This window comes from Flavobacterium tructae, assembly GCF_001853485.1.
GTDB classification, from domain to species: domain Bacteria; phylum Bacteroidota; class Bacteroidia; order Flavobacteriales; family Flavobacteriaceae; genus Flavobacterium; species Flavobacterium tructae.
Genome location: NZ_MIKE01000023.1, coordinates 260,846 through 286,917 on the forward strand (window position 1 = coordinate 260,846; position 26,072 = coordinate 286,917).

25 protein-coding genes and 1 riboswitch are annotated in these 26,072 nt (G+C 35.6%); of the genes, 20 read left to right on the forward strand and 5 right to left on the reverse strand.

The features are described 5' to 3' along the window. Positions 1–195 precede the first annotated feature (195 nt). The 19 genes from BHE19_RS12065 (at position 196) to BHE19_RS12160 (ending at position 15,709) form a co-directional block, all read left to right on the forward strand. Entirely contained in the window at positions 196–1,515 is a 1,320-nt protein-coding gene (locus tag BHE19_RS12065; protein WP_070907328.1) for a DUF2586 domain-containing protein, read from the forward strand. A 138-nt stretch (positions 1,516–1,653) separates the two neighbouring features. Then, entirely contained in the window at positions 1,654–2,079 is a 426-nt protein-coding gene (locus BHE19_RS12070) for a hypothetical protein (RefSeq protein WP_008461938.1), read from the forward strand. Positions 2,080–2,328: 249 nt separating this feature from the next. Continuing rightward, on the forward strand, positions 2,329–2,673 hold the full coding sequence (locus BHE19_RS12075) for a hypothetical protein (RefSeq protein ID WP_070907550.1): 345 nt from the start codon (positions 2,329–2,331) through the stop codon (positions 2,671–2,673). Positions 2,674–2,710: 37 nt separating this feature from the next. Next, complete coding sequence (locus BHE19_RS12080) at positions 2,711–3,583, forward strand: hypothetical protein (protein ID WP_070907329.1); 873 nt, start codon at positions 2,711–2,713, stop codon at positions 3,581–3,583. 10 nt (positions 3,584–3,593) lie between these two features. Then, complete coding sequence (locus BHE19_RS12085; RefSeq protein WP_070907330.1) at positions 3,594–4,091, forward strand: hypothetical protein; 498 nt, start codon at positions 3,594–3,596, stop codon at positions 4,089–4,091. 146 nt (positions 4,092–4,237) lie between these two features. Beyond that, positions 4,238–4,723 (forward strand): hypothetical protein, encoded by a 486-nt coding sequence (locus BHE19_RS12090; protein ID WP_070907331.1) that lies wholly within the window; start codon positions 4,238–4,240, stop codon positions 4,721–4,723. Between the two features lie 196 nt (positions 4,724–4,919). Beyond that, positions 4,920–5,231, forward strand: coding sequence for a hypothetical protein (locus BHE19_RS12095; RefSeq protein WP_017498022.1), 312 nt, complete (start codon positions 4,920–4,922; stop codon positions 5,229–5,231). A 430-nt stretch (positions 5,232–5,661) separates the two neighbouring features. After that, entirely contained in the window at positions 5,662–5,967 is a 306-nt protein-coding gene (locus BHE19_RS12105; RefSeq protein ID WP_070907333.1) for a hypothetical protein, read from the forward strand. Between the two features lie 388 nt (positions 5,968–6,355). Further along, positions 6,356–6,838, forward strand: a complete 483-nt coding sequence (locus BHE19_RS12110; RefSeq protein WP_070907334.1) for a M15 family metallopeptidase — start codon at positions 6,356–6,358, stop codon at positions 6,836–6,838. A 5-nt stretch (positions 6,839–6,843) separates the two neighbouring features. Further along, complete coding sequence (locus BHE19_RS12115) at positions 6,844–7,314, forward strand: hypothetical protein (RefSeq protein ID WP_070907335.1); 471 nt, start codon at positions 6,844–6,846, stop codon at positions 7,312–7,314. Positions 7,315–7,318: 4 nt separating this feature from the next. Beyond that, positions 7,319–7,651, forward strand: a complete 333-nt coding sequence (locus BHE19_RS12120) for a hypothetical protein (RefSeq protein ID WP_070907336.1) — start codon at positions 7,319–7,321, stop codon at positions 7,649–7,651. Positions 7,652–7,875: 224 nt separating this feature from the next. Beyond that, entirely contained in the window at positions 7,876–8,163 is a 288-nt protein-coding gene (locus tag BHE19_RS12125; RefSeq protein WP_070907337.1) for a hypothetical protein, read from the forward strand. Then, positions 8,150–8,452 carry a hypothetical protein gene (locus BHE19_RS12130; RefSeq protein ID WP_017498015.1) on the forward strand — a complete coding sequence of 101 codons (303 nt, stop codon included), beginning with the start codon at positions 8,150–8,152 and terminating at the stop codon, positions 8,450–8,452. Before BHE19_RS12125 ends, BHE19_RS12130 begins: the two co-directional genes overlap by 14 nt. Before the next feature lie 196 nt (positions 8,453–8,648). Beyond that, positions 8,649–9,638, forward strand: a complete 990-nt coding sequence (locus tag BHE19_RS12135) for a hypothetical protein (RefSeq protein ID WP_070907338.1) — start codon at positions 8,649–8,651, stop codon at positions 9,636–9,638. Positions 9,639–9,653: 15 nt separating this feature from the next. Beyond that, positions 9,654–10,319: a hypothetical protein gene (locus BHE19_RS12140; protein WP_070907339.1), complete on the forward strand. Its 666-nt coding sequence runs from the start codon at positions 9,654–9,656 to the stop codon at positions 10,317–10,319. A gap of 84 nt (positions 10,320–10,403) precedes the next feature. Next, positions 10,404–12,650: a fibronectin type III domain-containing protein gene (locus BHE19_RS12145; protein WP_070907340.1), complete on the forward strand. Its 2,247-nt coding sequence runs from the start codon at positions 10,404–10,406 to the stop codon at positions 12,648–12,650. 74 nt (positions 12,651–12,724) lie between these two features. Further along, entirely contained in the window at positions 12,725–13,189 is a 465-nt protein-coding gene (locus BHE19_RS12150; protein WP_070907341.1) for a hypothetical protein, read from the forward strand. 15 nt (positions 13,190–13,204) lie between these two features. Beyond that, entirely contained in the window at positions 13,205–13,678 is a 474-nt protein-coding gene (locus tag BHE19_RS12155) for a phage holin family protein (protein WP_233430781.1), read from the forward strand. A 42-nt stretch (positions 13,679–13,720) separates the two neighbouring features. After that, on the forward strand, positions 13,721–15,709 hold the full coding sequence (locus BHE19_RS12160) for a hypothetical protein (protein ID WP_070907343.1): 1,989 nt from the start codon (positions 13,721–13,723) through the stop codon (positions 15,707–15,709). Between the two features lie 206 nt (positions 15,710–15,915). Here BHE19_RS12160 and BHE19_RS12165 read toward each other — a convergent pair whose 3' ends face one another. From BHE19_RS12165 to BHE19_RS12180, 4 genes are all read right to left on the reverse strand, one after another. Beyond that, positions 15,916–18,180, reverse strand: a complete 2,265-nt coding sequence (locus BHE19_RS12165) for a T9SS type A sorting domain-containing protein (RefSeq protein WP_070907344.1) — start codon at positions 18,178–18,180, stop codon at positions 15,916–15,918. Positions 18,181–18,204: 24 nt separating this feature from the next. After that, entirely contained in the window at positions 18,205–19,416 is a 1,212-nt protein-coding gene (locus BHE19_RS12170; protein WP_070907345.1) for a cell surface protein, read from the reverse strand. Between the two features lie 110 nt (positions 19,417–19,526). Further along, complete coding sequence (locus BHE19_RS12175; RefSeq protein ID WP_070907346.1) at positions 19,527–20,672, reverse strand: YncE family protein; 1,146 nt, start codon at positions 20,670–20,672, stop codon at positions 19,527–19,529. Next, complete coding sequence (locus tag BHE19_RS12180; protein WP_070907347.1) at positions 20,669–22,717, reverse strand: TonB-dependent receptor; 2,049 nt, start codon at positions 22,715–22,717, stop codon at positions 20,669–20,671. The genes BHE19_RS12175 and BHE19_RS12180 overlap by 4 nt, the downstream gene beginning before the upstream one ends. A 115-nt stretch (positions 22,718–22,832) precedes the next feature. Beyond that, positions 22,833–23,033, reverse strand: a riboswitch (cobalamin riboswitch). 442 nt (positions 23,034–23,475) lie between these two features. Here BHE19_RS12180 and BHE19_RS12185 point away from each other — a divergent pair. Further along, the gene (locus BHE19_RS12185) at positions 23,476–24,459 is read left to right on the forward strand and encodes a beta-ketoacyl-ACP synthase III (RefSeq protein ID WP_070907348.1); all 984 of its coding nucleotides are present in this window, start codon (positions 23,476–23,478) and stop codon (positions 24,457–24,459) included. 221 nt (positions 24,460–24,680) lie between these two features. Here the strand turns inward: BHE19_RS12185 and BHE19_RS12190 are convergent, their stop codons facing one another. Then, positions 24,681–26,048, reverse strand: coding sequence for an amidohydrolase (locus tag BHE19_RS12190; RefSeq protein WP_070907349.1), 1,368 nt, complete (start codon positions 26,046–26,048; stop codon positions 24,681–24,683). Between the last annotated feature and the right edge of the window lie 24 nt (positions 26,049–26,072).

Here is a 26,072-nt window from a genome sequence, read left to right on the forward strand (position 1 = left end):
TTCTAATCTAAGATAACAAACCTACTTGTATTGACCTCCAAAAAGCATCTTTGCTACTTTTTGAGTCTTAGATTACGAATACTATTTTAAAAATAACAATTAACTAAAAACGAGAAGTTTAACAACTTGTCACAGGCCTCTTTTTGCCCTTTTTTAAGCAAAAAACAAATTTTAAACATTTAAACATTTTATATTATGAGTACATTAAACGATGTAGTAATTACCAAATTATCAGGCGGATTAGGAAGAAGAACTCCGGAGCAGGACATGGTTTCAGGATTACTTTTTGACGGAGTTTCGACTGAAAAATTAGCATTAGATCAAGTAAAACGTCTGGCTTCATTAGAAGATGCCGAAGCATTAGGAATTACAGCTGATTATGATGTAAACGGACAATCGGCCTACTACCAAATTCAACAATTTTTCAGAATGAATCCGTCCGGAGATTTATACATTATGGCCACCACAGCTCCTTCATATTCTGCTATCGTTGAAAAAGCAATGAATATGCAAGAGCAGGCAAATGGCAATATTCGTCAACTTGCAGTAATTTTTAGTGGTGAAACAGCATTTACGGAAACAAAAGCTGCAGTAACAAAAGCGAAAACTCAAACTGCTCTTGGCTATAAAGACTTTATGCCTTTTGAAATTATTCTGGAAGGAAAAGGATTTGTCGTTGATGACGCAAATGATTTAACCGAATTAGAGGCAGAAAATGTTTCTGTTGTAATTGCTATGGATGTTGAAAAAGCATTAGAAAAAAAACTAGTTCGAAAAGATACCGGAAAACCTTACGCTTTAGCCCCTAATGAAAGATTGGTTTTCGGAGAAGGTGAGGGTAATTATGTTGTAGAAAATGACCTGCATGAACCAAAAAGAGAAAATGGTCTTGCTATTGAATTCGTTTATAAAGATTCATACAAAAATACCGCAGCAGTTGGATTAGCATTAGGCGCCATTTCGAAAGCCAAAGTATCAGAGAACATCGCCTGGATCGAAAAATTCAATCTTACCGGTGAAGGTTTTTCTAAAGCAGGATTCATTGGGGACCAAAAAATCAAATCCCTTGCAGATTTAAGAACTTTAAACGAAAAAAGATACATCTTCACCCAAACACACACAGGTTTAGCCGGAATTTATTTCAACGACAGCCACACTTGCACGACAGGTACATCTGACTATGCTTATATCGAAAACAACCGTACGATCAACAAAGCAACCCGTTTGTTGCGTGCCGCTTTACTACCAAAATTAGCTTCACCGGTTTTAGTGGATATCGATGGTAAATTACCGCAATCGGTTTCAAAAAGTTTCGAAGGATTATGCAGAAGTGCCTTAGAGGGAATGGTAGCGAATCAGGAAGTATCTGCTTTTGATGTGTATGTAGATCCAAAACAAAACATTTTGGCGACTTCAGAATTAAAAGTGAAAGCCGAAATTACTCCAATTGGAACTGCCCGTAAAATTAAAGTTGATTTAGGATTCAAAAATCCTTTCGGAATCGATAAAGCATAATTTAAGCTTTTCTTATCTCTCAAAAACAATAAAATCTCCTCAGGATATTGTCGTCTTTCAATCGTCTCAAATAGTGATTGAATCCGATGATAGGCTTGGAGCGTTATCAGAATTATAAAATAAAAAATCAAGAAACATATGAATAAGTTACCCTTAATTAACGGACAACAACACAGCTGGTCATCAATTGAAGTAAGTATCGCAGGTAACATTGTTACCGGTATTACCGCTGTCAACTATAGTGACTCAGTATCAAAAGAAAACCACTACGGAGCCGGCGATATGCCTGTGCACAGAGGTAGAGGAAAGTACGAAGCAAAGGCTTCTATTACTTTATACAACTATGAGGTAGAAGCTATTCTGGCTGCTTTACCAAAAGGACAAAGATTACAGGATATTAATCCGTTCAGCATCATTGTAAGTTATTTGGATGACAGCAACGAAGTAATTACTCACACGGTAAGAAACTGTGAATTCAACTCCAATAGTAGAGGAATTAGTCAGGGAGATACTAAAATTGCGGTTTCTTTTGACTTAATCTGCTCTCATATCGAATGGAACTAACCATTACCAATATTCTTTAACCTTAATAATTCCTGTCTAAAAAACCGACTCAAAAGAGAAACCCAATCTTATAGCGTTATGCAGAAAAGAAGTTCAAAAGCAACATGATTTCTGTCCGCAAATTATTTCTACAGCTCTTCGCGAGTCCGTTTTCGGGCAGGTAATTATCTACTTCACAGGCTGCCTGAGCATTTTCATCCTGAAATGCAGCTCAGGCAGCTTTTTTTCAATCCAAAACAAGTTATCAAAATGGAAACAACCCACACCCAAACTGCCGATGTCCTGGACGGAAATATTACCCAGGCCCAGCTCAACCAATGGAAATACAAACATAAAAAAGTTGTTAAACTCACCATTGCCGATGATGACGAAACTACACTGTTTGCGTATTTCAGAAAACCCGATATGAGTATTCGTGCTGCCGTTTTACAAGCATCCAAAATGGATGAATTTAAAGCACTTGAAGTCCTTTTTAAAAACTGTTATCTCGGCGGCGATGCCAAAATCGAACAAGAAGACGATTTGCGTCTCAATATTACCACAGCCTTCTCTGATCATATCCAGCCAAAACCCGTTAAAGTCGAAATTTTGTAACATCTGCCCATTTGCCATACCATAAAATACTAAAAAAATGATCGTTAAAAACCATACCATTGAACTAAAAGATACCAGTGCTTCAGAAATGGCACGTTTTAGGCAAATTATGCTTGGCATTTGGAGTCAGCAGATTGAGGATGATGAAAATACTTCTAAAATGAATATGTTTATTGAAGAGTGGTCCAAAAAGAAAAAGAAAAAGAAGAAAACTAAAAAAGTCATCCCTATCTATAAGAACATCTACATAGCCTTAGACTATGACGGAACTCAAGTAGGCGATCAAAACCGAGAAATCGTGGAATTCACATCTATGGAAAAATCCGGATGGAAAGGAATTTATGCTTCTAATATTCGGGAAGCAAATACGCAATTAATTAACTATTTGAGAGGAACAATAGCAGATAATATCCTTTTAGAAACTCACGGCGGCCCAGAACGTTATTTGAACAAAAATGGAGAAGTACTTTCGGTAGGAACTTATATGTCTGCGGATAACAACAACCGTAGTCATATTGGAGAAAAAGATTTATCTAACAGCATTACCGGAACTAATACTAAAAATCAAGACGATGTCAACGCGCTTGTAAGTATAATAAAACAAATTAAGCCAAAAGGCAATTTCTATTTGCAAAGTTGCAATACTGCTGATAGTGATATTTTTTTTAACAATCTGCACACATTAACTGGAAACACTGTAAATTTGTATGGCAGTAATGAATTAACTTCAACAAGATTTGTATTAAATAAAAATAAAAAGGGTATAGCAAATTATACCCCAGCGAATCTTTTCGATAGAAATACTATTACAACACGAGGAGGAAAACTCTACCAAGCTGATCGCAAAGATGAACCTCCAATATTATTAAATAATATAAAAATTAACAAATCCGGAATCGTCTCATTTTAAAATTAATTGTATGAAATTATTGTTTTTTTACTTCATCGTTGTTTTATCTTCCTATTCACAAACTTCCTTCCACGGTATCTTAAAATCTCTTAATGGAGTTTCAGAAACTAATATTTCGGAATCCAATAGAGCTTCATTTTATTTAGGAAAAGATTCATTTGATAAATTTACATCAAACAAAATTTTAGATCTCTACAAAGATTCCAGTACAAAAGCAGAATATTGCATCATACCAATAAGTATATCCAGTGAGTTTAACATTTATGTTCAAATTCCCTCATTTATTCTCAAAGAAAAAAAGAATCTGGTAACCACAAATGTCTACGGTTCTTATTTGATTTTCGATAAAAAAGACAGTAAATTATACCGTATAGATTGTGAAAGTTCTTGTGGTTCCGTATACAAAAAGAATAAAAACGTTTTAATTACTAATAGCTCTTTTAATATGTTGATGCCTAGTGTTTTTATTCTCGATAAAGACCTAAAAAACTTAAAAAAAGTAATGTAAAACGATTTGAAATAGTCTCTTAATCCTCATTTTTCAAAGTCAAAAAAAACGAGTACTATTTATAATATTGCAAATATTGGCTTTTTTTATAGTTCAAACTCTAAATATAAATCTTTAGCCATCAATTTGAGATCATTTTTTAATCAATGACAGCTCGCAGTATGCCAAGCACAACATATATAAATTACGAAGAAAAAAAAGGATTTTGGATTGGCGAATTTACGTTTGAAATTATTTGTGCCTTTATTGTAACGGCATTTGAACAAATTACACTACAGGATAAACCAGATTGGTATTTAGAAATTTTTGAAGACTTTGACGAAATCAGAAAGGGACATCTACAAAGAAGAATGGTTCTTTTACTAGAAGATTATTTAGCATTCTTACCCGAAAAAGAAAATAAAATCATTGAAGTCTTTGAATTAGCAAAAAAACTAATACAAAATGAAGGAGAAAAGATACTTCCTGAAAAGCTCAATAAAATGCAAGATATAAAAGATTGGCCACAAACTGAAGTAGAATGGACAGGTCCTATATATACAGATGATATGATTCATGTTGTGGATATTATGATACTAATGCTTAAAAAAGAATGGACTGAACAGGACTATACAGTAGTCTTTAAATATTAAGTCTTTTACATATTATTAAAATCGAACTGTAAATTCAGTATCATTTGTTTTCTTATCTAACCTTCCTGAATTTAGAACAGTTTCAGTCTAATCATCTCTCAAGACTAATCTTTTACCTTTCTTTATTTAGCCGGATTTTTAATAAATTTATTCCTTTAATAGAAGATTTTTAAACCTTTACTGCTGAAAATAAATCATGACAACAGAAGAACAAATAATTGAAAAACTAAAAACATGGTTAACAAAAACAAAAGTCATATCGTATGATGAGCGTATCCCCTTGAATTGCTGGGATAAAGAATTAAAAGAATTGAGAGATGGAATAGCAAAAGAAGTTTACATAGTATCATTTAAAACAAAAAGCACCAATATAGAGTATAATGAAAAAGGCGAAGTAGTTTCTTTTTTCGAAGGAATGTATTGCTTTGCCTATTTTGATGCCGAAACGTTAGAACTGCTTTATATAATGAAAAAGGCGGGATATATTGAGGTTGACGGTTCTTATTAAGTAAAACCAATGCATTTTTTTAATTTTCCTCATTAATAAAACAATGAAAACTATAACAAAAGTTCTATTCTTTATTGGAGTTTTTCTTTTTCTCTTCAGCTATATTATTGATCCGTATAAAATCAATGAAGAAAGTTATATTGTAATTGATGGAGATACTGTCGCTTTCTTAAAAATGTTATACATAATTACATGCCTGCTTTTCGGATATTCATTTTACATATTTCTAAAAATTTTCAAAACTAAAACTTATACGATTTTTTCTTTTATTCTATTTGTGATCAATTTAACACTTTTGTGCAAAATGTTTTTCTATTTTGATTCATTTCTAGAATAAAATTCTAAAGAAAGCTTATTTATTCTTCTGAAGATAATTCAATCTTGACCAATGTATGATTCATAAATTGTGCATAAAACAATAAAATAATCTATGACCACAAAAGAACAAATAATTGAAAAACTAAAAAACTGGCTGGAGAAAACAAAGATTTCGTACGATAAAGATATTGGAATAAATTGCTGGAATAAAGAATTCAAAAAATTAAGAGATGGAAACGACAAAGAAATCTATATTGTAGATTTTCAAACAGAAGATAAAATCGAATATGATGAAAATGGTGAAATTATTTCATTATTTGAAGGCATGTCTTGCTTTGCTTATTTTGATGCCGAAACATTAGAACTGCTTTATATAATGAAAAAGGCGGGATATATTGAAGCTGACGGTTCTTATTAATACATTAAAAATTCAATTTTCAATCTATTAAGAACCCGTTCTCTAGACTAGAAAAACGGGTGTTTTTTTATCATTTATTTTCATTTTTGTCTACAAAACAAAGTACTAAAACGCATAACCACCTCCACTTAAATCACTGATTAACAAAGTTATAATATTTCCACAACACACCGTTTCAGAGTATTTCCACAGTGCTCTTGAGATTAAATTCTTTTCTCAAAAAACATAAAAAATACATCTTCAGAATTTATCCAACGATCCGTTTTTAATCGTAAATAAGTTTTAATACCAGTATCATTTTATCGATAAAAAATACTCTGACCATTTTTCTAAACAGTCGGGACAGGATTTTTATGCTCAAAATCTAAAATCATTAATACCAATACATATGGATCAAACTACAAAAAAACACATTGATTTATTACATCCTTCAGTCAGGGAAGAAATGGCCAAAATCATCGAAGAATGTAATCTGGCTTTAACCGGAAGGGCAAAAGTTCGCATTACACAAAGTCTCAGAACTTTTCAGGAGCAGGAGGATCTTTATGCTTTTGGCCGCACCAAACCCGGAAAAAAAGTAACGAACGCTAAAGGAGGCCAATCCATTCACAATTATGGCTTTGCAGTCGATATCTGTTTAATTATCGACGGCAAAACCGCTTCCTGGGATACCGTAAAAGACTGGGACAACGACCAAATTTCGGACTGGCAGGAATGTGTCGAAATTTTTAAAAAATACAACTGGAACTGGGGCGGAGACTGGAAAACTTTTAAAGATCTTCCACACTTTGACAAAAAAGGGTACAGCGATTGGAAGGTGCTTAGCAAATTAAAGCGTGACCGAAAAAACTATGTAATCTTATACAAATAACGCAGATGAAACCTTTCAAATTAAAACATACAGCCCTCCTATTTGTTCTGACTTTTACCATTACCTCCTGTACTTCCATAAAAACAGCCCCATTCGACCTTTATTCTTATCAAAAAACAATTGCAGTAAAAGTCGAAACTATTAAGCTAATGGAGAAAGCTACTACCCCATATACGGTTCATAAAGTCGAAATAAACGCTTTCTTCCTTGACATTGAAAAGTTGACTGAATATGAAAAAAATAAACCCCATAACGAAATCACTTTTTCGATGTGGAAAATGCTAAACGATAAAGAAAAGAATCTTTTGGCTGGTTTTTTCAAACGATGGGAAACGAAAGGAGTTTTATCTCCTGCTTTTATACAAGAATCCGAAAAACAAGTTTTGCAAGCTCTCGATTTACTGATTCAATACGAAGCCAAAAAAGATAAAGAGTCAAAAGATGCTCTTTTATATTTAATCAACAGCAATACCTGAAACGATGCATAACGATACATTACTAGACCAATTAAAAAGTAAACTCAAAATTATTATAACAGAAAGTTATAAGGATAACAAATTCGAACTGGAGAAAGATCTGAACACTTTTTTAGAAATCTCCAGAGAGAAATTGGAACGCTGGCTCTTTCTTTTCTCCTCCGGAAATCTAACCGAAGAAGATTTAGAATGGCTGTTAAAAAGTCAATTCAATTTAATGGAATTTCAAACGCTTCAAGCAACCGGAATATCAAAAATAAAACTGAATGCTATTAAAAACAACATTCTAAAAATGATTTTTAAAGTACTTTTTGATCTGGTTATCCCACGGGGTTAAATCTTTGCATTTCTTTAAAAAAATAAAAACCAAAACACTGAAAATCAACAACATAAACCCAATAATCAACTTACTGAAACTACTGATTCACAAGCCTCAAAATCTTGGTAAAAGACAAATTCGGGCGTATTTTTACAGTATCAAATAAAAGGGCATTTTTTGAGTATGGCGCGCAGATTCAAAGGAGCTATTCATTAACAAAAAAAAACAAAAAGTAACTACATATGAGAGATTTTATCATAGAAGATGACTTGTTAATCACCAATGGAGATTTCTCCATTAAAAATGCAGATCAGCAAAACATAGAACATCTATTGCTAAGTCAAAAAGGAAGTTATAAAGAGTTTCCTATTCTTGGAGTAGGAATAAAAAAATACATTAATAGCCCGGATGCAACCTCCAGGTTAAGACTGGAAAACGAAATAGACAAACAATTATCGTATGACAACTTTCACGTAAAAAAACTAGATGTCAACGATTTACAAAACATTAAAATCGATGGAAACTATTAAACCACAAGAAAATCAAAACATTTTTGATGTCTCTTTACAGGAATACGGAAGTATTGAAAAAGTATTCGACCTTTTAGACGACAACGACAGATTTAACCTTACAGAAGACCTTTCTGTTTATGAAGATTTAAAAATAGGCCGCGAAGCTTTCAAAAAAGATATTGTAGAATATTACAATACCCGAAACTTAAAGCCTGCCACAGCTATTACAGAAGAAGAACAGTATTTACTGGATAATTTCTCCGGAATCGATTATATGATTATTGAAGACGATTTTATCATTTATTAGCAACTTTTTTAGGCCATAACAATCTGAAAAACAGCACAAAAGTTCAGATTATCAAACAAAAAGACCTATTCATTTCTCCTTTTAGAAGTCTCTAAAAAAAAACTACTTCTCTGTAGTATTTACAAATAACATAAACAATTATCTCTAAGCATATTACACATGTCTTACAGGCTAAACTATTTCAAAAAATTAAAATATGGCACGTACAATTGCTGAAATACAGAACGAAATTCTGATTGAGAAAGGAAAGCAATCTTCCTTAAACAACTTAACAGATTCAAAAACTGCTATTTGGAAACTTTGGATCAACATAGTCGCCACCGCTATCTGGATTCACGAAAAAATAGTAGAAAAAAATGCGCTGATCTCAAGACCGCATACCTTAAACTGGTACAGAAGCCAAGCCTTAAATTTTCATTACGGACTTACTTCAACCTCTGATTCCAACAGCAAAATACCATTCCTCTGGAAAGATGGTTCGTATCAGTTTGACACTACAGGTCTTGACGAAACAGAAATCGAAAAATTAAAAATAATCAAACATTGCGCAGTAAGCGAAATTGATCTGGAAACAGTACTCGATCCTACACAAAAGAAAGACCGCGAAACTATTTTTTCGGACTACTTCCGTAACAAAGTGGGGGTAGTATTTTTAAAAGTAGCCACGGTAAAAGGCGATAAAATCTCGAGAATTGATGTTCCTAATGAACTCTACGCCTTCAAAGAATATATGGCAAAAATTAAAGATGCAGGAAACCATATTCATATCTCTTCTGATAACGGTGATATCCTAAAATTAAACTTAACCGTTTATGTTGATCCTTTGAACATCTATATTGATCCGGCAAATCCTGCAAATCCAAAAAATGGTTCATTGATTCTGAACGAAAAGATATTTCCTGTACAAGATGCTGTCAAAGAGCATTTAAAAAGTATTGAGTTTAATGGCGCTTTTGTAAAAACCTATTTTGTCGATGCTTTGCAGAATACGCCGGGCATTAAAATCCCAGTTGTAAATAAAGTCGAAACCAGCTGGGCTAAAAATCCAAATGACCAACTAAGCCCTCCTTTAGAAGATGTTACTAAAACGGAATACTTTATCCCTAACTCAGGCTATTTTGATCTGGATGCCCTAGAGATACAGGTAAATTATATTCCTTATACATTTTACCGAGACAAACAATAGCCTAATACCAATACTATGAATAAATACACTGTTTTAAAATGGGAAAAGCTACTATTATGGCTCATTCCGCCGGTTGTCAGAAAAAAAACGCATCTCGAATGGCTCAATGTTTTACTGGCTCCTCTTCGTACGATTTATGAAGAGATATTATACAAAATGCAGCATACAGGGCAGGTCATTTATCTGGAAAAAGTACTCAACGACGCTTTTAATCCCACAAAAAATTACGATCCCAACCTAAGTATGGAACAAAAGCGATTAGAAGAACTAATTTACATCGATGAATCTATCAAGCCCGCTATTCAATATGTCTATCTCCACAAAGAATACTACGAACCGGATATTACTTTGCCCGACAAAAAGGTAAAAAAAGGAGCTTTAATGATTCCGCAATTAAACATTTTTAATAATAATGAGCTTAAAAACAGAGACAACAAACCTGTTTATCTCGCACATCGCAAAGATTATACTAAAGTAAATTATGCCAATTTCAGGATATTTATACCTAAACACTTAATAAAAAGCGGAACTATAGAAATACTGCCTAATAAAGACGTAGAGTTGTCAAAAACTACCGCTATTCAGGTAACTGACACCGCATACCACAACTTACTCAATTTCTATAAACTGGCCGGAAAAAGCTACGAAAGCTATAGTTATGTACAGGAAATCATGGATTAAAAAATCGCTCCAAAAAACTATTGACGATTAACTAAATCAATGACATTAAAACAAATAAACAACATACGTTAAAACAAATAAAAAATGAAACAAATAAATTTTAGCCATGAAGGAGGTTTTCCTCTTGAACAGGAAACTTTAGAAAGACTTCAGAACGCCTACAGAACGGAGTTATTTGGAGCTTTAAAAGCGCATTTTGGCGTTGCAATCGGTGAAAATTGTATTATCGCCGAACCAACAGCCAATAGAGACGGTTGGGCTATAGTACATGATGAAAAGGATTTTTTAAAAGAAGGAGTTTTATATCCTATCCGAAATACGACTGTAACAAGCTATCTAAAAACAATTCGAACAGGCACAAACCTGGTTTACGGAACAGGAAGATCTCAAACTGCTTATTTTGATTTTGAAGCCGTGTATATTGAATTACCAGAATATACTGCTGGTAAAGCAACTCCTGAAATTGACACAGATGACCTAAAAGTAAGATATTATCAGTTGAAAGATTTTAGAACGATTAAAGATATTCCTGCTGTCGAACGTATTTTGAAAACACTTCAGGATCAAATTGATGCAAATAAAGAAAAAATTCTAAAAGCAACTGATGATATTGCAGAAATTAATAAATATTTTCCCGGTATCAAAACAGACGTTACTAATCTTAAGTCAGACGTCATCAATATTAAAAAAGAATATCTTCCTATAGACGGCTCAAAAGCCATGACCGGAAATCTAACGGTAGAGGGAAAAGTATATTTAAAGCAGACCGGCAAGGAAAATCCTGATGGTTCTATATTAGTACTGGACAGTTCAAATCAGGTTATTAAAAGCAATACCTTAATCAGTCGTTTACTTGAGCGTGTTGCAAAATTAGAAGAGAAAAAACCAGTTGAATCCCCCATACCAAAAGGAATGATTGCCATTTGGGGACGACCTGCTGCTGAAATTCCCGAAGGCTGGCAAGAATATGCTCCTTTGAGAGGAAGAATGCCTGTAGGATTTGATCTCACTCAGTCAGAATTCAATCGAATTGAAAAGCAAAGTGGTGAAAAAAATAAAACCTTACTAATTGAAGAAATGCCTCCACATAGTCATGGTTTACCTATTGATGGAGGTGGGACAACTGACATGCCAACATTAAGCGGCTCACGTAATAATGATGAAAAAATATCTGATGTTTATAAAACTGGTCCAAGTGGAGAAGGCAAAGCTTTCTCTCTTCTAAATCCTTATAGCGTAGTTCACTTCATCGAGTATACAGGGCTGCCAAGAGATACAACAAAACCAACGCCTCCAACAAATCTAACCGTAACAAAAGTTACCAGTTCAAGTATATCTCTAGGCTGGACAAAAGCCACTGACAATGTAGCGGTAACTGACTACTTAGTATCTATAGACGAGGGTGACTATATTTCACTAGGCGACGTTGATAAATATATTGCTACTAATTTAACTCCGGAAAAATCCTATACTTTTAAAGTTTTTGCAAAAGATGCCGCAGGAAATATTTCAGATGGCAGTGCAATTACTAAAGTTACTCCTAAGGCAATTCCTGTGCCAACCCTTTTACCCATTGAAATCCAAGGCAATGAGGTTGTTATTAAATGGAATCGTATAGAAAGTTACACCCCTATTAGTTATAGATTAATTAGACGAATAGCAGACAAAACTGATGATACTCCCGCAGAATTTGCTGACATAAAATCTACCAGTCAAACAGACTATTATGGTGGAAATCAGAAAGTATATACCTATTATTACAAAGTACAAGCATTAGGTGAAGATGGGAATGAGTCTCAATTTAGTGAAGAAACTAGTAAAATTGTACCCCCGTATGATCCTAACTGTTTCTATATAGAATCTCCTGTAACAATGGCATCAGGGCAAACCAAAAAGCTAAAAAATATTGTCATTGGTGATAAACTCCAGGGATTCTCCTTCCCAAATGAGATTGACGAGTCTGAGGGCGATTATATGACATGGAACGGAAAATTAAATGAAGCCGCCAAGGCGGAGGTAACTGTAACTGATAAAAGGACAAGTATCCAACCCAATTATTATGAAATTAAAACCCCAGATACCACAATTAAAGTTACTGGAGAACATCCACTTTTGGTAACTGAAGATGGTGAAAATCTAAAATGGACGCGTGCTAAAAATGTACAGCAAACGATGTTATTGATTGACAAACTCGGAAAAACCATACCTATTGAATCGATTGTATTCAAAGAAGAACCTCTTGAAGTAGCTCTTCTGGATGTCGAAAATGTAGACAATTATGTTATTTCAGGAATCGTTGCTCACAATACAAAAGTTGATCCACTAGAATAAACCTTATTACTCTTTTGGGGGAATATATCCCCCAAAAGATTCCTCATCTCTCCTTTTTAACCTAAACTAACGCTATGAAAATTGTAAAATTTATTTTTACCGCTTTGGCATTGCTGTGGCTTTTTATAACCATCCTGATCACGGCACAAGTAGCCATCCTTATACTACCAATCCTTTTTATTTCGAAAAAACATTACACCGAATGGATCCTCTTTACATTTGCCTTAATCTGCTCTTTTGGCGTTTACCCCATTTCTTTTATCTATGCCGCCATCAAATGGAAAGGCTTTCTAAATTATTTAAGAAAACTCAGCTTAAGTATTGATATCTCAGGAAATATGGTCGCCGGGGCCTTATTGAACGACAACTTTATTGCGAGCAATTCCGTCCATAAATTTGGCGTTGTTCAGGAAACGATCAGCGACAATTTAGGCGAAAACGAAAGAGACAATACCTTATCCGTTTTCGGAAAGAGATTTACCAACCTGCTTGGCGTAATTGATTTTGATCACGCCAAAAAGTCTATAGTAGAAGATTAATTCAACCCTAAACCTATGATGATGCATAGAATTACAGAATATTCAAATGAATTAAAATTATTGCTTTATGGAATTTTTATTTACCTGGAAATGGATGCAGAAATTGTGAAAGTGCTGTTTTATTTAATGGTATTGGATACTTTTTTAGGCATTGTCAAAACCATTGTATTGAATAATCCTTTTAGCTTTAAAAAACTGGCTCTGGGATTTGTATCCAAACTGGCCGTATTGTTGATTCCAACAGCTCTGGCCTTAATGAGCAAAGGACTCAATTACAACTTCAAATGGTTTGTCACCATTGTAATGGATTTACTGATCGTAAGCGATGGCATTTCAATCATCAGCAATATAATAGCGATAAAAACAAAAAAAGAAGTAGAGAATTTCGATGCCATGACTTTGATTTTGAAGTCGATCAGAAATCGTTTGATACAGCTTTTCAAGAGAATTTTGATTACAATTGACCCCAGATACCATGTTGAAGAATAATCCAATACACTTTTAAGCAGAAAAAAAATAAAACAAATTATAATGGCAACAAATATAAATACTATTCTGAGCTGGTTCAAAACCAGATCAAAGCCTACACAAAAGCAATTCCACGCTACATGGTTAAGCTTTTGGCATAAAGATGAGCAGATTCCACAGGCCTCTATTTCTAATTTGACCACAACTTTAGACGCAAAAACGGATCAATCTCAGTTTCACGCTCATATCACAGACGATAATGCTCATCTTGCAGCCTTTGAAAAAAAATTAGACAAAGGCGATTACAACGGAACAGCGCAACATTTAAAAAATGATATTGATTCTGTAGAACAAAATTTGCTTGAGAATTACTATACGATTCCAAAAATAGATAGTAAAATTTCTGAAAAACAAGATGTGCTAACCGATGTAAACTTTGGCACATTCCAAAACACATTAACAACAGTAAGCTCAATTTCTGACACTGATAAAATTCACTTTCTAGCTGGTAAATTAACCCGTATAATCTCGTGGACAAACTTTAAAAATTTGTTCAAAACAATAAACGGGAATTCCATTTTTGGTACTGGCGATGTAACTTTAGGAGACATGTCAACTGATACAGACCAATCTGTATCAGGAATCAAAACTTTTCTAAATGGAAAATTTGGTCTGAGAAATGTCGCTAATACTTTTTCTTCTTTCTTTACAAATATTAATACCGCTTCTAGAACATACACCTTACCTGACAAAAGTGGAACGATAGCATTGACATCTGATATGCCTACAAATATTGTAAATAATGGCATTCAAAATTTCCTGGGAAAATACAATAACAGTAACGGTATAGTTCCTTGTAGGATTAATGATGACGGTACGAGAATTGGGATTAATAATACAAAACCATACTCAAAAGATTTTGAATTCGGAAATAATGCCAATTTTGAACTTGGGGTTAGACAATCTGATACATATAATATCGGAAGAGATTTAATTGTCTCGGCTGGCAGGACTATAAATTTTGTCGAAAGCTCAGAATTTATCGCTTTAAATCAATCTTTTCGACCATGGTATCAAATGGCTGTAAATTCAAATACAGGAAATGTTTATGCTTGTGGCTACACACATGGTTTATACAAGCAAACGGCTGGATCGGGAGATTTTCATTCGATAGCTTTCACGGGTCAACTTTTACTAGGAGTAACAGTAAATTCTTCAAACAATGATGTCTATGCTTCTATTATAAATGGCGATATATATAAACAAACAGGTGGTATAGGGCCCTTCGAACCAATAGGAGCGGGAAATAGGCAATGGTGGAGTATTGCAGTAAATTCATCAAACAATGACGTGTATGCCGTTGTTTATGGAGGTGATATTTACAAACAGACGGGAGGTACAGGACCATTTGTCGCTGTAGGGGCAGGAAATAGAATATGGCATAGCATTGCGATAAATTCGTCAAACAATGATGTGTATGCTGTTGTAGTGGGTAGCGAAATTTTAAAACAGACGGGAGGTTCCGGTACATTTAATTCCTTAGGTCAACCTCCTAGAACTTGGAAAGCAATCACGGTTAACTCGATGACAAATGATGTTTTTGCCGCTGATGGTGGGGGTGATATATATAAACAAACAAATGGCACTGGAAATTTTATTGCACAAGGTCTAACAGCTAGAAACTGGAATGGTATAGCTGTACACTCAATTACAGGTGATATTTATGCTTCCGTTCATACTGAAGATATCTATAAACAAATAAACCAAGCAACAGGAAATCCTAATCTTGACGGTGGCATTCTAAAATTAAAAGCTGGTACTGGAAAGGGCTCTGGTGAAAGTCGTCAAGAATTTTACACTGGTCAAAAAACGATTTCCGGAACTAATATGCAAGCAGAAACATTACGATTTTACATAGACGAAAACGGATTTTTTGTTTATTTAACTCCTCCAATTTATACAAGTGATGCAGCCGCAGATGAGGACACTAATCTTCCTTCAGGCGCGTATTATAAAATAACCGGAGATCGCACGCTTTTTCAAAAACCTTAAACTTATTTTTTTTTTAGAATCCTCATTACGATTGACCCCAAATACTATGTAGAAGAATAGATTCAGAATATTCCGTACCTTTTTACAAAATCCATGAATATATTGCAACTATTAAAGTAACCGTTATAAATCAAAAACCCCTCTTACAAAACCGTAAGAGGGGCTATATCTATACATTTCACATTTTACATCTCACATTTCAAACCCTACTTCTTAATAAATTTCTGAACATAGTTTGCTTTATCAGTTACTATATTGATGATGTACATTCCTTTTGAAAAATCACTAACGTTAATCTGATTGTTATTGAATTGAGTGTTAATCGATTTACCCGAAATATCATAGACTGTTACATTCAACACTTCGTCTTCCGTTCTAATGTTCAATACATCTGAAACCGGGTTTGGATAAACTGCCAATTCTAATTTCGTAAACTCACCGATACCTAAATTGGTTGTTACATTTACTGTAATTGATTTTTCAACCAGTTTACCATTGGAATTAAAACGAATCACCACCGTTGCAGTACCCTGAGTTTTTGGAGTCAGAACCAATTCGTCATTCATATTTATTACAGCGGAAACCACCTCTGCATCACTAACTGATTTTACAGATTTCACGATCGCTGCCGACAAGTTATCAGTATCCGAGACAATGTTTTTTAAATCGATTACAGTTGGTTCTTTTACCGAAACTTCCGATGGCAGAGTATTGCTCACTACAGGTGCTTCATTATCCGGAAAAACAGTCGTTCCGGGAAACCAATAGTAATCGTCTAAAACTCTTGTCTGAATTAAATTTCCTGTACGATCAAAAGTATGAACCCAGTTTTTCTGAAAATGTGCTCCAAATCCGTTTTCTGTAGTATTGAGAATCAGCTCATCTGAAACCGGATCGATACGCAAGGCCGCACCATAGGGGATTTGTTTAAAAGCATCTGTCTGACCCGGAATCGTTGCAAAATTCTCATTAAAGGTTTTTGAAGTAATATCAAATTTTACAATTTTTGTTCCTGAAGTAAAAGAACTGATAGCGTTTATCCAAAACAAAGCATTTTCCTGAGTGCTATAAGTAAAACTCCCTGCATTCCAGGCTCCCCAAGAACCTAAGTATTTAGTTGTTGGAATTGCATATTCGATTACCGTAAAAGTTGTTGCATTAATATTTATTAGCTTTTGATCCTGAATTCCCCATACACTTCCGTCTTTGGCCTGAACTACAGAGTGGAATTTACCGGTAATAGTCTTAATCAAAGTATTAGTAGCAGGATCGATTATCAGCATTCCTCCACTTTGTGTTACTGCAAATACATACTGAGACGTACGAATCATATTGCCAACCTGTCCTGCAGTACCTGTGCCTGCTAATAAACTCCCTACCTTCAAATTGGCAATATCAAAAAGATAAATACCTTTTGAAGTACCGATATATCCTGTATTTTCATTAACTCCAACAAACGAACGTCCATCTGCTCCAATGTTTGCAAATCCGGCAATTTTTTTCATGGTTTTAGCATTGGCAACAACCAATCTTCCGCCTGGACTAAAATTTTGATCTCCTCCACTTGCTGCCTGTTTGGAAATAAAATAAAAATTATCTCCGTAAATTGTTCCATAACAAGTGGTCACGCCAAAGGTTTCATTGTTGTTCGCTATACTGTAAATTCGGTAATTAGTACTTCCGTCTTTATTAATAAAATTCACAGAACCATTGGTATGTCCGAACCAGTCTTCGTTTACCATAAAAAATCCATTCGTAAAATCTGTTGCTTCTGCATAAGGTACAACCGGAGTAAAAGTTCCGGCAATAGGAAGCACATTTTTAGACGGTGCATAATTCCAAACATCCCAGGAATCATTTTGCAGAATACGACCAGATGCCCCTGTAGTTACGGCAGTAAAATCAGCATCGGCAGGATTTTTCCCCCAATACGTCCATTCTCCATTTGTCCATCCGGATTGCCAGTGATCGTTTGTATCAATTGCTGTGTAGCTGTCAAAATCATAAGCAGCTGTATTCACAAAACCATTTGTTGGATAAAGAGGATAAGTATAATCTGTGCCTTTATAAAGTCCGATCGTTTTAATTCCATTCAGATCAAAACCCAATCCTCCTACCGAAGATCCTGTTTGTGTTCCTTTATACAAGAGAGCGAAAAAACGACGATCTACCTTTAGTATGGCTTTCAACATGTCTTCTCCTGTGGCGGTACCCTCCCATCTGAATCCCCAGACTAAAGCATCGGTATTTTTACCATCATTCCACTGCACCATAAATGCTGCCCGATTAGAGCCTGTGCCTATCCAATACTTAATATCATCAAAGGTTGTCACAGCAATCGTGTTTTTGGCAATTTTATTTTTCGCTGCTGTTTGTTTATTTTTATTTAGAATTGTGCCTTCCAATACTACCTGCCCACGCATAAAAACGACAGAAAAGAACATCAATAATAACAAGTAATTTTTCTTCATATTCAATTTAATTTTAATTTTTCATTATTTAAGATACAGGTCATAAGCTCCGGCAACATCTGTAGAAACTTCTCCCAGCCAGCCTGCTTCCTGATTGATTGCGGTATGTATTTTGACGAAATCTATTCCGGGAAGTTTTACGTATTTTCCGTTTTTGTCTACCGCCCAGGAAATGTCAATATTCGAACCTTCATCGCTATTGGGCGCATTATCGGCATAACCAAAATCAAATCCTGTGCCTACCCAATAGTTTCCGTTACCATTTTGATCATAAAAATTATCTTTAATTCGGGTTCCTTTCAAGGTATAAGAAGCCTCCGAAATCCATAGCGGATAATAGCTTTGTTCATGAAATCCATTTTTAGTTTTATATCCTGAATTCCCCTGACTGTCTTCCCATTTAATGTACTGCACATCCGTCTGCCAAAAATCCGGACCTGCAACAGCCGGTTTGTTAGGATCCGGTTTGAAATAAGTCACACTATAGTTCTTCACGGTAGTACTTTTAAAATATTCACTTCCGGCTATTTCGTACCATTCGTCCTCGTCAGGTTTCCCATTTTTATTTTTATCGTAAGCCACCAGAATAATTCCGGGTTCACAAGAACCTGAACGAGTTTCATTTGTGTCATTAGCCCAAAATGCATTTCCCAAAACTTTAAAATCACGGCCATTCATATTTGGAATCGTATGATCAAAACCAAATACAACATAGCCTCCAAATCCGCCTAGAGAAATCATGCTGGCATTAGAACCAACAAGTGACTTTTTTGCGGCATTGATCAAATTACTTTCGGTATTTCCCGGTGCGTATAAGGGAAGTTCATTGGTAAACTGGCCGACTCCGGGACGAAATTCCAGTACATTAGAGATGTACTTACTATAATTTCCGGTCTCTTTTGTTACGTTGATAATCGATTGGAATGTTTTTACAACACCATTGGTCTCCACTTTTAACGTTAAGGGGTAATTCTTTGCATATGGACTGATAAAATCCAGTTGAAGGCTTTCTGAGATCACTGAATCTTTAATACTCCAGGTTAATTTTGAATTACTATTTAATTTTAAATCAATATTGAGCACTTTAAAACGATCTATCGTATAGGATTCTTTTAATACTTCTCCCTGATTTTGATTTCCAGAATCATCTTCCCGATCGGTTCCACAGGAAATAAATCCCAGTAAGAGGGTTAATACTAGCGTACTCTTTAAAAGTGCAAAAGGGACTCTTTTCATATTTTTTTATTTTTATTCTTTAATGACACATGATTGCTGAGGTACAACAAAATAAATTTCCAGTGAGGTAACATCTAATTCTTCACTCTTCACTCTTTACTTTTCACAACTTACTTTTTAGTTATAAAAGCAATATGTGCCGGAATATTACCTGCCGTAGTTTTCCATTTTAATTTTCCTTCGGGAGTGAAACAGTAGATGTAACCTGTTACTACGTAATTTTGGGCATCGGTAATGTATATTTCTTTCGTTTCGGGATTTACCTGTAAACCGTAAGGAATCATGATATGTTTATCAGTGCCGTCTGTAATGATTTTATCGTTAATCACTTTTTTGGTCTTTGTATCTAATATTCCGTACGTAACCTTATTACTGTTGGTCAGATAGCTCCATGAAACACTGTAATAATAGAGCAAATCATCAACCAGACAGGTTGCCGAAACGGGAATATCAAGCTGCATTTTCTTTTCATCCGTCTTCGTATCAATCACAAAAAGATTAGACGGTGTGTTGTAATAATCACCTCTGGAACTCACATAAATATCACCTCTGCTGTCTACCTGCATGCTATGAAGGTTAATCCCCACATCTATCTTTTTTATTTCGGTAAAAGTTTCAAGATCGATAACGGATACGGTACGGTCATAATTAGGGACTTTGTAACCTCCTGAATTGGCTACATACAATTTTCCGTTATGTACCAACATTTGTTCCGGCTGATAACCAACGGTCACTTTACGTTTTATTTCTAAGGATGTCGTATCTATTTCGGCTACAAATCCAATTTCGGCATTTGGGTCAATGGCAACAGGGCCTGAATACGAACTTACGTAGGCTTTATTTTTGTAGAAAGTGACATATCGGCAATTCGGAATGTCTATTTTTTTGATTCGTTTTGCGGACCATTTGTCGATTACCTCAACCTTATTGGAGCAGTTGATCACCGCATACACTTTATTCCCATAAATTTTTATATCATTACCCACATCCCCCAGTTCTTTTACCACTGTTGGATTGCGTTCGGAGTAAATATCGGTGGTATAATTCCCGGTTCTGTAATTGAACACGTCAATACTGGCGCGGTTCATTCCCATATTACCTTCGTTTAAAAGATAAAATCCTTCTATTTTGCCATCGCTTCTGGGTGCGGCTACACTTTTATCTGAAGACGGAAAAATAGTTTCTTCTTCTCTACAGGAAACCAAAAGAAGAGCAACAAATAAACTAAGCAGGAATCGGGTACTTCTCTTTTTCATAGTGCAATACTGATTATAAATTTTAAAGTACGGCCCGGCATCGGATAGTTATAAATCACTTCGTACTGCTGATTCAGGACATTGTTCAATTCGATCGTTCCTTTTATTTTATACTGATGAAAGGAGAACATTTTCTGAACCGCCAAATCATGGGTGTACCAAGGCTGCACTTCATTAATTTTGATATTGTTTACATTTCCGTTGTAGCGTTTTCCTACATATATAAAACTGTAGTTAAAATTCCATGACTTATAATCTGCATTTAATATTCCGGATCCGCTGTGCCAGGGTGTGTAAGGAATCTGATCTCCGTAAGAGGATAATTCCAAACCGGCAAACTTGGTGTAATCTCTACTCTCTGAATACGTATAGGTTAAATGAGTAGTCAGATTTACTTTGCCGAAATGCATTTTCATATCCACAGCCGACTCTATTCCCTTTCCTTTCACCTGCCCGATATTAGTCATCATCCAGCGGAATAAATTTCCGGTTGGAGCGGCAATTATTTTATCTTTAGTATTGGTATAATATCCATCGACCTGAAGAGAAAACTGATCCAGAAAACCTTTCTCCACGGGTATATTGTAGGTAAATCCAAGGTCATATTGATTCATGTACTCGGGCCTTAAGGTACTGGAACCGACCATCGTATAATACAAATCATTAAAAGTGGGCATTCGGAACATACGTTTCGCAAAAGCTCTTACATTAAAATCATAGGCTTTAAAAGGAGTGTAACCCAAAAATATAGCAGGAGTAAATTCTGTTTTATCAGGAGCTTTGGCATTGTAACGTACTTCTTCCTGCACGTGCGTTCCTACAACGCTGCCCAGAACTTTAAAGCCATCCAGTCTGTAGGAACTTGCCAGGGCAAACAAAGCGGTGTAGCGCTCCGGATAAGAGAACAGGGTCTTTATCCCTTTTCTGGTTGCATTAAGGCGGTTGTACTGAAAATCAGTTGACAACGAAACGTCCCAAGTGGGTAAAATCTTGTACAGATTGACTGCTGAAAAATAATATTCCTGTTGGTAATAACTATCGTCAGATTGAGCGCCTTCGGTAACCACTTCACCCAGTACACTGGTGGTGTCTCTGGCTACATAATGAGTATAATCATAAGCATATTTTGCCTTAGCCTGAAATTTATATCTTTCGCTAAGATCTTTTATAAAAGTACCCTGCGCAAAAAAATTCTTGTCGTACTGTCTAAAACCATCCGAAAACTTATTTTCTACAATAGCTCCCGGTGCTCCTCTTTCGGAACCGTAATAATACACTTTCGCATCCCAAGTGCCGTTCTTCATTTTTCCGTACAGACCAGACTCGAAACGAAATGCTTCTATATCACTATTGTGTCTCGTTGCTGAGGTATCATAAGCCACAGTACCGTCGAGATTGTTTCTTTTGTATCTGAATTTGTATTCTCCGTTAGATTTTATGTATTCAGAACTGGCACTCCAGCTTACCTTATCACTTAATTTCTGCTCCAATCTAAAAGAAAGGTCATTGTAATTGATAGACATGGTTTTATAACGCAGTAAGAAATTGGTCTTTTTGTTATTCTCAAAAACAGGCCGTTTGGTGCGCAAATAGATAGTAGAAGCAGCTGCAAAATCTTTGGCCGACTGAAATATTTCACTCTTCTGACCATTGTACATGGTGAGAGATTCCATATCATCGAGAGAGTATTTTCCTAAATCTGTAACTCCGTTCTGTGCATTTCCCAACTGAATGCCGTCGTAAAAAACACCTACGTGATGCGTTCCCATGTTGCGTACATCCACCGTTTTAAGTCCGCCCAAACCACCGTAATCCTTGATTTGTACTCCGGCAAAATAACGAAGTGCATCGGCAACATTGTGGCTGGCTAAGTTTTCTAGCAGTACTCCTGAGAGGCTTTGTACGGGAATCACTTCCTGATAAGGTTTTGCTTTTAACAGTACTTCTTTCAAAACCCTCAGACTGTCCTTAGTAGTCTGCGAGCGAAGTACGACGGGAGCTAACAATACGAAAAGAAATAAAAGTAATTTTCTGGTCTTACACATCACTGATTTAATTAAATAAACTTCGGGATATGATCGTCAAAAAAGCAATAAGGCAGGATCCCGTTACAAAATAACAGGTCCGTTTATTGTTGTTCAACTTTATTCCACGAAAGTCTTAAACTATGTGATTCCGGCAGGTCTCCTGACTTGTTCCATCTTTAAACTGCCTTCTCATCCCGCAAAGCGGGACAATGGCATGAGTAACGTTAAAGACTTTTACAGAACTTACAGTAGCGGGTCTGTTCAGGATTTACACCTGATTCCCTTTTAACTGTTTTCTCTAAAGAAAAAACAGACCTTAATCTGGCCGTAAAGATAGAATTATCTTTATAAAAACAAGAGTTAATTAGTTCATATTACACTTTTGACAATGAATGAGACCAAATCTCATTCATTCATTAAAAGAATGCTATCTTAAACATTCTTCACTTTTTTAAACCTAACCGTAACAAAAAAGCATTTTTGCGACCAATAACAAGTTCAGTTGGATTGCTTTTTTATAAACATTGAAGAACTGAGACAAAATCATTCAAAACAGGAATTGATTTTATTAATAATGAAGTGAAACAGAAATATTAAAAGTAAATTAACAAATCCCGAGATTTTTGCGTCTTTATATTTGTTAAATTGCGCCCCTGTAAATGAAGATGCCCCTCGTACTACATATTCTTCGAAAAACTCTTGTAAAATGGACTGGAGAAAGGTTTTGGGCCGAAAGTCAAAATTAAAAGAACACTAAAAGAGAAACAAAAAATTCAATGAATACAACAAAGGCTTCCATTATTGCTATTGGAGGATATGTACCGGAAACGGTTTTAAGCAATACTGATTTAGAAAAAAGAATAGATACAACAGATGAGTGGATTACCTCTCGAACAGGCATAAAAGAAAGAAGAATATTGGATGACCCTACACTGGCAACCTCAGATATGGCTTCTTTCGCCATTAAAGATTTAATAAAAAATTATGATATAAATCCTCTGGATATTGATTGTCTTATACTCGCAACATCAACACCCGATCATATTCTTACTCCCGCTGCCAGTTTGGTATGCGAAAAAGCAGGGCTGAAAAGCGCCTGGGGATTTGACCTTAACGCTGCCTGCAGTGGTTTTTTATATGCACTTTCAGTAGGTGCAAGCTTTATTGAAAGCGGCAGATACAAAAATGTCATCGTAGTTGGTGCCGATAAAATGAGTTCGATCGTTAATTATGAAGACCGAAATAGCTGTATTTTATTTGGTGATGGCGCAGGTGCTGTACTTTTACAGCCTACTACAGACGGTCGTGGTATTCATCAAAACATTTTCAGAACAGACGGAACAGGTGCTGAATTCCTTTCTGTACGTGCCGGAGGTTCTCTTTTGGCAACAACAGAAGAAACCATTCAAAACAAACAGCATTTTGTACATCAGGAAGGAAGAACCGTTTTTAAACACGCTGTGCGAAACATGAGCGGTACTTCGAAAGAACTAATGGAAAAAGCTTCATTGACTCCGGATATGGTAGACTGGGTAATCCCTCATCAGGCTAACTTAAGAATCATTCAGGCAGTAAGTGAAGAAGTTGGTATTCCTATTGAGAAGTTTAAAGTAAACATTCAAAGATACGGTAACACTACAGCCGCAACCATCCCGTTATGTCTTTGGGATTTCAAAAACGATTTCAAAAAAGGAGATAATCTTGTTATTACGGCTTTTGGAGCAGGATTCTCCTGGGGCAGTATGTACATCAAATGGTAAATAGTATATAAAAAAATTACGCTAAATTCTTATGCTGAGGTAACTCATCATAAATTCAATATCGATTTCAAATAAAAAAACAATCAGGACAAAAAAATGTACTGATTGTTTTTTTGTTTGTAATTCAGATTAAATATAAAATCCAAACCATTATTCTTTCGCAGGCAACCGTATCTGTTCCGCACAGCTTATTGACGGTAAAAAATATAATTTCAAGTTTTTTACAAGCCGGTCATTTGCCCTGCTATCATTTTACCCTTAAAAAACACGCCTTCTCTTTTTGGCAAACGAGCTACCGCTTCGGCAGAACAGCTTGCTTTTACCAAAATAAAATGTGCATCATCCCCCGCTGCCGGCCATACGCGTACACCTGCATCGTTAAGCGGCAACACCTCGTTTGCGGTGGCAATGTGCAAAGCACGACTCAAATTGTATTCATCTGTCCAGCCATAAAGCTGTGCACATAATTTTGCTTTTTCCAACATATCACAAGTTCCAAAAGGCATCCAGTGGTCTACAATACTGTCAGTACCTGTCATCAGTTTCACGCCATACTTCTTTAAAGTCGGAATGGGCATGATGGTTTTTCCAATCGGCACTGTCGAAATAACTCCTATTCCAAGTGCTCCCATTTTTTCGGCTATTCCCTCTAAATCTTTCGGATCCATTCTGGCCAATGCAAAACCATGGCTGATATAAGTTTTTCCCTGTAATTGTTTGTTCTCTTCAGTTTTTTTGATAATGTATTCTATGGCTGATTTTCCTGAAGGCGGCGATTCGTGCAAATGAATATCGATTCCTTTATTGTGGTCTATCGCGATCTGGAACATGGTATCAAGCGATTTCTCCATATTTCCATCAACCGTTGTTGGATCAAGACCGCCAATAAAATCTACCCCCATTTTTGCGGCTTCTCTCAGTAAAGGTTCTGATTGCGAATATAAAATTCCGTGCTGCGGAAAAGCCACAATTTCCCATCCAAAACTGTCTTTATTATTATCTAAAGCCTTCAACAAATGCTCCAGACTTTTTAATCCGCTCACGGGGTCAATATTACACTGGCAACGGGCAAAATAACTCCCCTGACTTTTCATCAACTGAATAGCCTGCTCTGCTTTGTACTGAGAGTCGACAAGCAAATCCGGAATAATTTTCTGTTCCAGCGTAATCATATCTTTTACCGTAAATCCTTTTCTGGGAGCGGCATTCCATTTTCCGCCGTAAAAAGTTTTATCAATATGGATGTGCATGTCACGCAATCCCGGAAGCATCAAAAGACCTTTGGCGTCAACTTTTTTTAGTTTACCATCGGGTTTGTCGGTTGTAATATTTTTAATCTTCCCATCTGCAATATGTACATTGAACAAATTGGTTTTGGTCGCAATTACTTCTTTCTTTTCATTGTACTCAAAACCCTCCTCCAGTCTTACATTGGTTAAAATATATTCTTTCGTACTGGTCGCAATATACTCCGGTTCCTCAATAGAATGTGCCATTGCAGTATTGCTTATTCCGGAAAACAATGCGGCTCCAGTTGCTGCGGCTCCCATTCTTAAAAATTGCTTTCGGTTTATTTTGTTGTCGCTCATCGGTTAATAGTGTGATATATTTTT